This is a genomic window from Pseudarthrobacter sp. SL88 (assembly GCF_026672455.1).
GTDB lineage: Bacteria > Actinomycetota > Actinomycetes > Actinomycetales > Micrococcaceae > Arthrobacter.
The window spans coordinates 1-11857 of sequence record NZ_JAPPRD010000002.1 but is presented as its reverse complement, the minus strand read 5'-3'; the positions used below and the strand labels follow the sequence as shown (position 1 = coordinate 11857).

General features: G+C 62.2%; 12 protein-coding genes and 1 pseudogene. 9 read left to right on the top strand and 4 right to left on the bottom strand.

The genetic code is table 11. From position 1 onward, the window contains the following. Window positions 1-163 precede the first annotated feature (163 nt). The 4 genes from OVA06_RS19395 to OVA06_RS19380 all read right to left on the bottom strand — a co-directional run bounded on the left by OVA06_RS19395 (window position 164) and on the right by OVA06_RS19380 (window position 3652). The gene (locus OVA06_RS19395; RefSeq protein ID WP_268160922.1) at window positions 164-1354 is read right to left on the bottom strand and encodes an alpha/beta hydrolase; all 1191 of its coding nucleotides are present in this window, start codon (window positions 1352-1354) and stop codon (window positions 164-166) included. Window positions 1355-1366: 12 nt separating this feature from the next. Next, a complete protein-coding gene (locus OVA06_RS19390) occupies window positions 1367-2302 on the bottom strand; it encodes a hypothetical protein (RefSeq protein ID WP_268160920.1) in 936 nt (311 codons plus the stop codon). Then, on the bottom strand, window positions 2299-2658 hold the full coding sequence (locus tag OVA06_RS19385; protein ID WP_268160918.1) for a hypothetical protein: 360 nt from the start codon (window positions 2656-2658) through the stop codon (window positions 2299-2301). The genes OVA06_RS19390 and OVA06_RS19385 overlap by 4 nt, the downstream gene beginning before the upstream one ends. A 91-nt stretch (window positions 2659-2749) precedes the next feature. Further along, a complete protein-coding gene (locus OVA06_RS19380; RefSeq protein WP_268160916.1) occupies window positions 2750-3652 on the bottom strand; it encodes a MarR family winged helix-turn-helix transcriptional regulator in 903 nt (300 codons plus the stop codon). Between the two features lie 232 nt (window positions 3653-3884). On the opposite strand from OVA06_RS19380, the gene OVA06_RS19375 reads away from it, so the two are divergent. From OVA06_RS19375 to OVA06_RS19335, 9 genes and pseudogenes are all read left to right on the top strand, one after another. Then, a complete protein-coding gene (locus OVA06_RS19375) occupies window positions 3885-4964 on the top strand; it encodes a CHAP domain-containing protein (protein WP_268160914.1) in 1080 nt (359 codons plus the stop codon). Then, the gene (locus OVA06_RS19370) at window positions 4961-5473 is read left to right on the top strand and encodes a hypothetical protein (protein ID WP_268160912.1); all 513 of its coding nucleotides are present in this window, start codon (window positions 4961-4963) and stop codon (window positions 5471-5473) included. Before OVA06_RS19375 ends, OVA06_RS19370 begins: the two co-directional genes overlap by 4 nt. Before the next feature lie 41 nt (window positions 5474-5514). Next, the gene (locus tag OVA06_RS19365; RefSeq protein WP_268160910.1) at window positions 5515-6972 is read left to right on the top strand and encodes a chromosome partitioning protein ParA; all 1458 of its coding nucleotides are present in this window, start codon (window positions 5515-5517) and stop codon (window positions 6970-6972) included. A 33-nt stretch (window positions 6973-7005) separates the two neighbouring features. Then, complete coding sequence (locus OVA06_RS19360) at window positions 7006-7614, top strand: DUF6668 family protein (RefSeq protein WP_268160908.1); 609 nt, start codon at window positions 7006-7008, stop codon at window positions 7612-7614. A gap of 13 nt (window positions 7615-7627) precedes the next feature. Further along, window positions 7628-7897: a hypothetical protein gene (locus tag OVA06_RS19355; RefSeq protein ID WP_231456049.1), complete on the top strand. Its 270-nt coding sequence runs from the start codon at window positions 7628-7630 to the stop codon at window positions 7895-7897. 27 nt (window positions 7898-7924) lie between these two features. Next, a complete protein-coding gene (locus tag OVA06_RS19350; protein WP_268160905.1) occupies window positions 7925-8668 on the top strand; it encodes a hypothetical protein in 744 nt (247 codons plus the stop codon). A gap of 1 nt (window position 8669) precedes the next feature. Beyond that, window positions 8670-9968, top strand: coding sequence for a hypothetical protein (locus tag OVA06_RS19345; RefSeq protein WP_268160904.1), 1299 nt, complete (start codon window positions 8670-8672; stop codon window positions 9966-9968). Continuing rightward, window positions 9955-11463, top strand: coding sequence for an SCO6880 family protein (locus tag OVA06_RS19340; RefSeq protein ID WP_268160903.1), 1509 nt, complete (start codon window positions 9955-9957; stop codon window positions 11461-11463). Before OVA06_RS19345 ends, OVA06_RS19340 begins: the two co-directional genes overlap by 14 nt. Then, window positions 11463-11857 (top strand): annotated as a pseudogene (locus OVA06_RS19335) (ATP/GTP-binding protein); the annotation flags it as partial. The gene OVA06_RS19340 and the pseudogene OVA06_RS19335, both read left to right, overlap by 1 nt.

Genomic DNA, 11857 nt, shown 5'->3' with positions numbered 1-11857 from the left:
CCATTTTCCCTCCCCAGGACCGAAGTTACTTCTCATACCCAACATGAATCAGATTGAATTAAGTGGGAACCTCTGCGGCGTGTCGCTCTTAGGCCTTTAGCTGGATTCCGAGAGCTTGGATCGATGACGTACAGCACATTGCCAATAGTAGTGCATCTGCACTTTATCGACATTCGGTAGGGTGCGCTTGCATCCCACTCGATGCTTCTCTGAGTCTCTCAGCACGCTGCGCCTCGCGATCCATAATCCACGTGGCGATTTCCTCCTCGAATCGCGCCGGAGCTGAATTCCACTCGCATTGGTGGGGGACTGGTGGAAATTCTATGAGCGTGACGGTTTCAGGGTTGCTCTTGGCGAATTGGGCCGATAGCTCGAAGGGGACCTCTGTATCGCCTCGCGAGTGGAGTACCAGGGCAGGGACGTGCAGGCGTCCAACGGGGTTGGTCCAGTTAAGCGTCTCGAAGTTAACCGGCTTGTTCAGGGAGGCGAGCCGGCTGACGGCGGGTGTTGAAAGGATGCGCGGCACCACCTTTGCGACGGCCCGGGGGAGACCTGCCGTGCGGGCATTCTCGAAAATGACAGCTTCTGTGTTCGGGCCCGGCGATACCAGCACCAACCCGGCTATGACCTGCTGGTTGGCGGACGTTTCTGAAAGTAGCAACGAGATGGTTGCTCCCATTGACCAGCCAAAAAGATAGACCGCTTTTGCCCCACGTTCCACCGCGTAGGTGAGTGCCTTTTCCACATCTTCCGCCTCCATGCGACCGTAGTGGCTCACCTGGCCCTCGGCGTGGTTCTCTGCGTCTCCGTAGTAGGACGGGACAATCGAGGTTAGGCCCAGCCGCGTGGCGGACTCTACGCTCCGAAGCATGGATTGTCGGGATGATCGCAGGCCGTGGACGTGAATAGCCCATGCGTCAGGCGATGGGTTGGCAGGATGGAAGACCCACGCGGGGAGTCCCCGCGGAACGAGCTGCACTTCTTCAAAGTTGAGGTGCAGTTCTTCGGGGGATGAGAATGTCTGGCCGGTCCAGCTTCCCCGAGCAGCTCCAGTATCCAGGGTGCCAGTCCAGCGCAATATCTCCCTAGTTACCTCACCAAGGCCTGCATCATGCCGCAAAACCTCGCCGACGACGAGGTGCGTGTCTGGCATGACGATCCCATAGGTGCCCGGCGCTAGCGTTTTTGAATCCGCGTTCAACACGACGGTGCTGCGGTCCTCCGATATCCGTAGGTCTAGTACCTTCGGGTCTTTCCATGCCGTCATCTTTTTTCCAAGCGCTGCCGTCGCGGCGATCGGAAGCAGAAGGGCGGCGAGGGATGCCGCAGAGACCAGCCAAGGGTTGGGAGTCATGTACAGAGATCCTTACGTCGAAGACTTGATCGTGGAGTCAATTAGAAGTGCGTCGGCCTTGTGGGTCAGGCTTACCTCAAGGGTGTTCAGTACAAAGCCTTTGAGTGTCACTAGATCCCGCAAGTGGATGAGCATCTGGTAGCAGGCAATTTTTGGCTGTCTAGCCACGTCCAGGAGCGGACGTTTGTCCTGACCCGCTCGTCCGAGGATCCGGCGGAGACGCAGCGCGTAAACAAGGAATGTGCAGAATTCACGGAGAGACCGCACAGAGCCCCTTAGAAAGCCCACGCAGAGCAGGATTGCGCCCGAGAAGAAGGCGCCCACGTACACCGAATAGAGCAGGGTCGAGAGTGCCACGCTGACAACATTGAAATGCTGCATCCAGAGCAGGACGACGTCTACAGCGTTCCCCAGTACGACCAGAGAAAAGCCAATTACGAAGATCTTCGATCGATTGGCAGAGTTCAGAATTGCAGCGAGCGAAAGAGCAGCAATGATCGCCACAAGCGATAGGTATGCGGACAGGTAGAGGGCCGTCCACGGCTGCCTTATGAGCGCTGAGATGAACGCCTCTACGGAGGTGAAGCGTTTCTGCTCGCCTGCGATCATGGTGAACGCGACGGAGTAGGTGATGATGCCAAGCCCGAGAACCCTGCGATAGTAGGGTGGCGAATCCTTGGACGTGTGGATGAGAATGGCTCGATACATGAAGTGGAAGGCCAGTGTCGTAGACGTTGCCCCCAGCAGGTTCCAGTAGCCCATTGATCCCATGACCGCATCAAGCGTCGGGACGGGAACAACGAATCCCAGGCAAATTATGGCGATCAGTCCACACGTACCTGCAAGCCATCCAGGACGGGATGCTCTGACACCTAGCGCGTATGGCGCCCGGAGCACGAGAATCAACCCGGTCAAGTAGAGCATGAGAGTTGCGAGTTCCCTCATCATCCGAAGGCCTGAAGGCTCCGGGACTTACGGCTGATAAGAGAAGCGATTTTGAAAGCGAGGAACTCCGCTTCTCGTTCCGCGTCGCTCCAGAGCACTAACTCCAGGGTCTCTGTTTCGAGCTGCGTGCCGGGCCGGCTGCACTCTCTATGGCGGCAAAGGAGGTGACCCAGCTCGTGGAAGAGACTGTGCATCTGGTAGGCCTGAGGGTCGATCCCACGGAAGACAATGAGCGCAAAATCCGGAGTCAGCGCGAAGCTTCCGGTGGTCTTCTTGAACCTCTCGTCTACGGTTTGTTCAAGAAAGATAGGTTTTCCTAGGACGGTCGCAACGGCATCGACCACGTCCTGGGCAAGCATTCCCGGTTCCAGCTGAAGTTCCGACAAAGCCCGAGTCGTCAGCGCCCTGGATTTGCGGGAAAGGGGCACTGGAATGCCCTCGTAGCTTCGCTCAAGCACCGTCGTTCAGTCTTTTTTGGACTAGTTCGGCAAGTGCGTGCAGTGCGCCGGCGTCCAAAGCACCTCGTCCCCCAAAACCCGTAACGCCAGCCAAAAGCAAGGCATTTTCAGCCCGCATATGGTTCTCCACGTCCTTCAGCACTTTCTCGTCATCAGTGGACAAATAGTCGCGATTACCAGTCAGGACATCCGAAAGTTCACCGAGCACGTGAAGGCTTACAGGACCACCATTTTCGAGGAGCCCAACCCAGTTCCGGAACGGCAATTCGATGCCCCGTTCGGCCAGATGCGGGCTGTATTTAGCAAAGGCGGCACTGGCCTCTCCTGCGTTTTTCAGCTCGAGGGTTTGGCGGAGGCGCGAAGCGACAATAGGAGAACGATTGATCTGAAGGTCGGTAGAGGATGCTGCAGCGAGGACCTCTTGCATGGAGCTCTGCTGCGCAGAGAAACGTTGTTCCAGGACTCCCAAGGTGGGCACCTTTCCCTGGAGTGACCGGAGTAGGTTTACCAATTTGGCAGTGCTCTCCGTAGGGAGGTCTCCTACGAAATTCTGCAGAAGGGACAGATCCGCCGCGACGATGTCTGCCGCGGCTTCGGCGCCGGCGGCCGTGAGGGACCAAAGTACCTTCCGCTTGTCTTCACCCGATCCACGCTCAACCAAACCCTTGGCGACTAATGAATCGACTGACCTGAATGGGTCTCGGTTGAGGAGCAGCATCTGGCCCAAGTCCTGCATGGAGTAAGGGCCGGATTCGTTGAGCACCAGAAGTATCTCTACCTGTGCACTGGTCAGATCATGAGCCTCAGCGTGCTCCAAAATCGACCGCTCCCACTCCTTTGAGAGGGCGAGAAACAGGTATCGCAGCTCCGAGGGGGCCACTTTTTCTTCGGACATAGCTCCCTAGCATCGACGTTGGACCTCGCGCCATTCTATCGCGCACTGATTTCACGTCCTCCGGACCAAAACCTGTGTGCGGCTCGTGACTTGCATCAATATGGCACGGATGCTAGCGCACTGCATCTTTTTAATTGCGGTGCATCTGCACCGTACCGTGGTAAATTTGATCCGTAATGCTTTCGGGACACGGATCGACGTCCCACTTTCTTGGGGGACGGGGGACAGGCTGGTGCAGCGAAACACCGCCACGGTTGGAGCGGCCGTCATCGTTCCTACGCTCGTCCTTGGCCCGGTCTTCTCGATCCTGTTGCTCCTCACTCCGGCCAAACCTGCCGCGGCCGATTGCGGCCCGGCAGTTTCGGTGTCGGCTGATGCCAACACCAAGGTCGCTGGTTACTCCCAGGATCAGTTGAAGAACGCTGCCGCGATCATGGGTGCTGGCAAGGCACTGAAGTTGCCCGCGAAGGGTCAGATGATCAGCGTCATGGTCGCCTTGGGAGAGTCTGGGCTGCGTGTTCTCGACCGCGGCGACGCCGCCGGGCCGGATTCCCGGGGACTCTTCCAGCAGCGCGGGAATGGCGCCTGGGGCTCCTACTCGGACCGGATGGACCCGACCATCAGCGCGACCAACTTCATCAAGGCCCTGCAGAAGGTGGATGGCTGGGAACTGCTGGAGCCGACCATTGCCGGCAACAAGGTCCAGCGCAACGCAGACCCGTACCACTATCAGAAGTATTGGCCCGAGGCAGTGAGGCTCGTTCAGGCACTCTCTGACGGCAAGTTCTCGTTGGAGGGCAGCGGCTGCGCGATTCCTGGGCAGCCCGGTGCCGGGGATGACTACCCATGGAAGAACTCACCGACCTGGATGCAGGCAGGAACGGGCCCGGCGGCGGCGTCGCCGTTGGGCATGTTCTACCGCGAATGCGTGGACTTCGCTCTCTGGCGGGTCAACCAGCAGATGGGGTCCACCAGCGCCCCGTTCAAGTTCCTCAACGGCACCTTCCGCCCCGACGGACAGGGACTCGGGTCCGCTCTGACTTGGAAGGCCGGCTGGGATGCCAAGGGCTGGGCCACCGGCACCACGCCCCGGGCTGGTGCGGTCGTTTGGTACGCACCCGGTGCCGGGGGAGCGGACCCGACCTTTGGACATGTCGCCGTCGTCAAGGAAGTCAAGGACAACGGGACCTACGTCGAAGAGGGCTACAACGGCAACCCGCCACCAGATGACCACAACTACTACACCCGGACGGTCAGCAACACGGCGCCGTCAGCCTTCCTGTACCTGCCCACCCAAGAGGAGAAGAAGTGAAAAAATCCCTGCCACTGGCCGCGATGGTCCTGCTGTGCACGGCGTGCGCACCGGCAGCGAACACCACTCCGGCCCCGGCGACCAGCACGGCCGCCACAGCCTCTGCACCAGTCTCCCTGAGCGCGGGCAGCGGCCCGCAGGCCCCCGACGGCACCGTGCCGCCCACCATTGGCATCAGCTGGGACCAGGCCAGCAAGGACGCCGCCGTAGACACCGCCCAGACGGCCATGGCGGACTTCGCCCGCCCGGGCGTGGAGGACAAACAGTGGGCCAACGACCTCGCCCGCTGGCTCACGCCCCAGGCCACCGCCGATTACTCAGCCGTAGATCCCGCCAATATCCCCGCCACCCGCGTCACCGGCCCCGCGACGCTGACGGTCGATGAAGCCAACGGCTACGGCGTCGTGGCAGCCGTGCCCACCGACGCCGGCACTTACACCTTGCAACTGCTACGCACCGGCCCGGAGGCCCCGTGGAAGGTCAACCGGGTCACCCCGCCCGCGTCCTAAGCGCGCCTCACTAACCCCGTCAACGTAAGGAATCAGGTTTCATGAGCACCACATCAACAGAGGTCCTGGCCTTCCCGAACATCCAGGCCATCATCAGCGAGAACGGCACCGCCGAGGTCAGCGTTGCCGGCAACTCCCGCGTCGTCCCGGCAGGGGAGACGCTGCAGGACCTGCGCGACAACGCCCTGGCACTTGTCGTGGCAGAAGCCAAGACGCTGCAGCGCCCCGTTCGAGTCCGCATCGAGGATCCCGAAGGCCACGGTGAATTGATCGTCCACCCGGACGGCAAAGTCGAATCCGTCTCCTACGAGCCCCGGCCCGCCCGCCGCAGAACTGCCGCACCCGCCAGCACACCTGCTGCGGCCGTCGTCGTAGCCAGCGACACCACTCCCGCGCCAACGCCTGCGGTGAAGCCTGAAGCCGCCCAGCCGGCGGTGGAACGTCAGCCCTGGCCGCCCCTTGCCGTGGAGACGGCGTTGGCAGAGGATGTGGCTCCGGCCGACGATGAGGCACCGCAGGCTGTTGCAGCCGATGCGCCGGCCACCCGACGCAGTTTGAAGGAGACCTCCTTCCTGGTCAGCGCCCCGATGCTGGAGCCGGCTACGCAGGGCTGGCGGGGGGCGCTTACCCGCCTGGGCTTCCGGATGAACCCCTCAGAAGAGGAACTGTCCGAGCGTGAAGACATCCGCACCGTCAGCCAGCACTGGCCCGGCCCGCGGACCATCGCGGTGGTCAACCGCAAGGGCGGGGCCAACAAGACGCCCACGGTGGTGATGCTCTCGGCGATCCTTGCCCGCTACAGCGGGGCAGCAACGGTGGCCTGGGACAACAACGAATCCCAGGGCACCCTGGGATGGCGGACCGAAAAGGGCGCCCACGACCGCAGCGTCCTGGACCTGATCGATTCCTCCACCGAGCTGCTGTCCCCATCCACGAACGCGGCCGAGATCGCCAAGTTCGTCCACCACCAGACCGCCGACAAGTTCGACGTGCTGCGCTCGGACGAAAACGAAGAAGGCGACCACGAAGTCACCGCAGAGGAAGTGGACATCGCCCACCAGGTCCTCACTCGGTACTACCGGCTGGTGGTCATGGACTCCGGCAACACCGCCCGGGCCGCCAACTGGCGGCGGATGATCGACCACACCAACCAGCTCGTCGTCCCTGTCACCGCCATTGAAGACCGCGCGGAAGCCGCCCGGCTGACCCTGCAGACCCTCGAATCCCGTGGCGGTCACGACGCCGAGCTGGCACGCAACGCCGTCGTGATCGTCTCCGAATCCACCGACGCCAAGCGCAGCATGACCGGCGACGCCCTGAAACGGGCCAAAGCCGAGGCGCAACGGATCGCGGACGGCTTCGAGCCGTTTGTCCGCGCCGTCGTCCGCATCCCTTACGACCCCGCCCTGGTGAACGGGCCCATCCGCTACGAAGCCCTCCAGCCCGCTACCCAGCGGGACTGGCTCGCGGCGGCGGCCGCCGTCGCCAAAGGCTTCTAACCCATCCACACCGAACCGAAGAAAGGAGGAACCATGCAACTGTCCCTGAACCCTTGGATCACTACCCCGGACGAGAGCACCGAAGAAGAAGCGCTCGAGGTGCATGTCCCGCCGGCGGCCGTGATCAGCACACCGCTCAAGGGCATGGTCGAACCCGACACCGCAGACCGTCTGGCCAACCGCACCATGACGGGCACCGCAGCGTTGTGGGTTGTCGGTAGCCATGGTGGAGCCGGCGAAAGCCGCACCGCTGACCTGCTTGACGGGGCACGCCCCACCGGTCACTGCTGGCCCGTTCTGCGGGACGGCAGTAAACCCCGCGTACTGCTGGTCTGCCGGGCTGACATGCGCGGGCTCACCACCGCTCAAAGCGCCCTGACGCAATGGGCGTCAGGAGCCGCACCTGCTGTCGATCTGCTTGGCCTCGCCATCCTCGCGGACGCGCCGGGAAAGACACCCAAAGCACTCCGCGACTTCACCACCATCGTCGGCGGGGGAGCGCCCCGGCTCTGGACCCTTCCCTGGGTCGACGCATGGCGTCACGGAGACTCAACCACGACACCTACGGCCCGCGAATACCAGCGCTTCATCACCGACGTAGCCGCCCTGGCTACCGAAACCAACCCAAGCACCACCCACTGAAAGGTCTCTCACCATGAACTCGATCACCGCAATCACTACCAGCGTCATCCCCAACCCCACGCCCGTCGTTCCCCCGCAAGCAGGGGGGCTGCTCACCGTCCTCAACTGGGCTTCCGGTATCGGCCTTGTCCTCGGAGTCTTGGGCGTGATCATCGTCGGCATCACTATGGTCATCCAGCTCCAGCGCGGCGAAGGCGCCCAGTCAATCGCCAAGCTCGGTTGGGTCCTGCTCGGCTGCATCATCATCACCGGCGCTGCCGGTATCGTCCGCGCTTTCGTCTAAGCCAGCACCAACAACGGGAGGTTCACCTTGAGCCAGTCAACAGATAGCACCACCACCGAGGCCAATCCGTTCACCAAACCCGGTTTCATCATTGCGGCCGCGCTGGTGGTCGCGTTGATCGCAGCAGCCGTCGTGATTTTCCTGATCCCCAAAGGACAGGAAAATGCCCAACCAGCCCCGTCAAATCCGGACACTTTCGCCTCGGCCAGTCCCAGTCTCTCCGCCGGGACTGGCAAGAGCGTGTGCGGGCTGCCTGCCAGCAACGAAACAGCGCTCGGCGCCGCGCCGAAGTCCAAGTGGGAGCTGGTGGGAACCATGGCCGTTCCGACTGATCCAACAACTGCCGGGCCGGGAACTGTGGGCAAGGACGGCCTGAGGTCGTGCTTCGCGCAGTCCCCTACAGGGGCCCTCTACGCCACCGCGAACATCTGGGCTGCTTCATTCAACGGCTCCGCAAAACAGGTTTATCTGGATCTTGCTGCCGACAGCCCAACTCGGGACAAAGCGGTAAAAGCCATCAATGAAGGCAAGGACGTCGGCGGGGGAAGCTCGCCCAAGCTCCAAATCGCCGGGTTCGTCATGCACTCGTACACACCAACAGCCGCAGTCGTGGAGTTGGCTTTCAAGACCGCCGATGGCGGATACGGCGCTCTCTCAACATCACTGCTCTGGGAGGACGGCGATTGGAAACTGGACATGCCGGCTGCTGGCGGAGGAACGGTCCGACAGGTCAGTGACCTGAGTTCATTCATCCCTTGGGCTGGGGTCTGACATGGCATGCGAAATATGGGACCTAGCCTGCCAGGCCAAGGAAGGGGCCGGTGAAGTTGTTGCCGGGATAACGGATGACGCCATCAACAACCTCGCCAAGGCCATCATGGAGGGCATGAGCCAGATGGTGACCACGCTGTCGACCTTCTGGGTCTCCATGCCCACGGCAAACCTGACTACCTCAGACGGGTCGAAGGCAAGCCCCGTCGTTTCCGCGCTCAACAGCGAGTTGATGCCGTGGACACTAGCTCTGGCCGTCCTGGCCGTCATTATTGGCGGTATCCGACTGATCTGGGAGCAGCGCGGGGCACCGCTGAAAGACCTGCTCCGCTCACTGCTGACACTGACCTTGGTGTCGGGCTTAGGGCTGGGCGTCATCTCCATTCTGGTAATCGCAGCCGATGCCTTCTCAGAGGCGATCATCAAGCGATCCACTGACGGGAAGGGATTCGCAGAATCCCTCAAACTTCTAGTAGTGGCGAACCAGACCGGCGTAGGGGTCTTTATCCTCATCGTTCTGGGGCTAATCGGTCTAATTGCGTCCCTCGTCCAAGTCGTGCTCATGGTGGTCCGTAGCGGCATGTTGGTGATTCTGGCGGGCATTCTGCCCACCACGGCAGCGTTCACTAATACCGAGATGGGCCGGCAGTGGTTTCAAAAAGCTGTGGGTTGGACCATCGCTTTCATCCTCTACAAGCCAGCCGCCGCCATCGTCTACTCCGTTGCTTTTCTACTCATGGGCAAGAGCGGAAATAAAGACGCACTGATTTCTTCGATCACGGGTTTCACCTTGATGGTTGTGGCACTCTTCGCGCTCCCGGCGTTGATGCGATTCGTAACCCCAATGGTTGGTGCGGTTGCCTCCGGAGGCGGTGCCGGGGCTGGGGCAGCTGTTGGGGCCCTTGCCACAGGCGCGGTGTCCCTTGGTCGTGGGGGCAGCGGAAGGGGTAACGCTTCACCCACTCCCGCATCCTCAACAAGCACATCGAATAACCAGAGCACACAGACCACCAATGTTCCTAAGGGCAGCGATGGAACGTCCGGTCCGCGAGGCGGAGGAGGACAGCCCACCCCAGGCACTACAGGTCCGGGTGGAGCTGCTGGCACGGTTGCAGCAGCCAAGGCAGGTACTGCCGGCGCAGGAACCGCAGGAGGGGCAGCGGCTAGCGGGGGATCAGCAGCAGCTGGCCCGGCCGGCGTGGCTGTAGCTACAGGAGCCCAGCTGGCGTCCAGGACGTCACAGGCAATCGAAAAGACAGCGCAGGATTCAACCGGGGAGGGACCCAGTGGCAGCAATTAGCACCGAATACAAAGAACCGTCCTATGGCAACTGGCGCGTACCGCGCTCAGCCGGCCTGGCTAACCTCGGAGCAATCGGCACGGCTATCGTGTTCGCCGGGCTGTTGGCCGGCATCGTGAGCTTCGCTATTTGGGGCCTGTTCGTCGGCCTGGGCGTTCTTGCCTTTGCCGGTGTCAGCGCTCTGCTGCTGACAGTCAAGGACAAGCATGGCCAGTCCATCGTTGACCGCTTCGGAACCCGAATGGCCTTCAAGGTCTCCCGGTCCTCCGGCACGAACCTGTACCGTTCCGGTCCACTGGGAGTAACAGAGTGGGGCATGTACCAGCTCCCGGGTTTGGCTGCGAAGTCCACCCTGTACGAGTTCACCGACTCCTACAAGCGCCCGTTCGCCATGCTCCACGTCCCAACGACGAGCCACTTCACCGTGATCTTCTCCACCGAACCTGACGGGGCATCCTTGGTTGACCCCGAGCAGGTTGATGCGTGGGTCGCGAACTGGGGCGGCTGGCTCGCCGGGCTGGCCGATGAAGCTGGCCTGGACGCCGCAGCGGTGACGGTAGAGACCGCCCCTGATTCGGGGTACCGGCTGCGGAACGAAGTGCTCATGAACATTGATCCGGATGCACCCGAGTTCGCAAGGAATGTAATGGACGAGGTGGTGGAGACCTACCCGGAAGGCTCGGCAACGGTCCGGGCTTGGGTGTCCTTGACGTTCAACTCAGCCATCCGCACCGGGGCGAAGAAGCGGACCCCGGAGGATGTTGCCCGCGACCTCGCCTCCAGGATCCCGGGTCTGTCCGCACGGCTGCAGTCCACCGGGGCCGGGATTGCCCGGCCTATGTCCGCACAGGAGCTGTGCGAGGTCGTGAGGATCGCTTATGATCCGCCCGCCGCGCTGATCATTGATGAAGCCCATGCCGCTGGCTCTCCGGTGTCCCTGAGCTGGGGCGAGGTTGGCCCCACCGCGACGCAGGCTAGCTGGGATGACTACCGGCATGATTCCGCGTTCTCGGCCTCCTGGACCATGACCGGTGCCCCGCGTGGCTCGGTGAACTCCTCGGTCCTGTCCCGGCTGCTGGCCCCTCACGGGGACATTGACCGCAAACGAGTCTCGTTGCTGTACCGTCCGATGGATTCGGCCCGGGCTGCTGCTGTGGTCGAACGGGATCAGAACAACGCCAACGTCCGCATCACCTCAGGCAACCGCCCCTCAGCCCGGGCCTTGGTCGATGCCCGCTCGGCGGCCCAAACCGCGCAGGAAGAAGCGCAAGGTGCCGGCTTGGTGAACTTCGGTCTGGTCGTCACGGCCACCGTGACGGATCGGGAACGGCTCGCTGATGCCGTCGCCGCTGTGGAGCAGACCTCCGGCACCGCCAGAGTGCTGTTGCGCCGGGCCTATGGCTCCCAGGACACCGCGTTCGCCGCGTCCCTGCCCTTGGGTCTGGTGCTGCCGAAGCACAGCATGGTCCCGTCCGAGATTAAGGATGCTCTGTAATGGCCCAGATGAAGCTCTTCGCCCGTTCCTCCAAGCACAGCACTACTGCGGTGAAGGCTGCACCAAAGAAGGCTGAGAAGCAGCCCCGTGAGGCCGGCCCCGGCGCCCGTGGCTGGCCCGGCCGCGGCGGTGGCATGGCCCAGCTCGTCCCCTCCGTGAAGGAATACCGCGGAACCACCGTTCAGGTCTGCGGCCTGTGGCCGTTCTCCTCCGGTGCGTCCTCACCCATGATCGGGGTCCCGCTGGGACGCCACGAAGAAACCCAAGCCACGGTCTGCTGTGACCCGATCAGCTGGTTCCAACGCGCGCGGCTCATTTCCAATCCCTCGGCCTTCATCCTGGGAAAACCTGGACTCGGGAAGTCCACAGTCGTCCGGCGCATGTTCATCGGCCT

What these genes read in the sequence shown, in the direction of transcription:
- OVA06_RS19360 (WP_268160908.1), top strand. Translation starts at nt 7,006, where the DNA reads ATGCAACTGTCCCTGAACCCTTGGATCACTACCCCGGACGAGAGCACC.
- OVA06_RS19355 (WP_231456049.1), top strand. Translation starts at nt 7,628, where the DNA reads ATGAACTCGATCACCGCAATCACTACCAGCGTCATCCCCAACCCCACG.
- OVA06_RS19390 (WP_268160920.1), bottom strand. Translation starts at nt 2,302, where the DNA reads ATGATGAGGGAACTCGCAACTCTCATGCTCTACTTGACCGGGTTGATT.
- OVA06_RS19380 (WP_268160916.1), bottom strand. Translation starts at nt 3,652, where the DNA reads ATGTCCGAAGAAAAAGTGGCCCCCTCGGAGCTGCGATACCTGTTTCTC.
- OVA06_RS19365 (WP_268160910.1), top strand. Translation starts at nt 5,515, where the DNA reads ATGAGCACCACATCAACAGAGGTCCTGGCCTTCCCGAACATCCAGGCC.
- OVA06_RS19395 (WP_268160922.1), bottom strand. Translation starts at nt 1,354, where the DNA reads ATGACTCCCAACCCTTGGCTGGTCTCTGCGGCATCCCTCGCCGCCCTT.
- OVA06_RS19345 (WP_268160904.1), top strand. Translation starts at nt 8,670, where the DNA reads ATGGCATGCGAAATATGGGACCTAGCCTGCCAGGCCAAGGAAGGGGCC.
- OVA06_RS19385 (WP_268160918.1), bottom strand. Translation starts at nt 2,658, where the DNA reads ATGCTTGCCCAGGACGTGGTCGATGCCGTTGCGACCGTCCTAGGAAAA.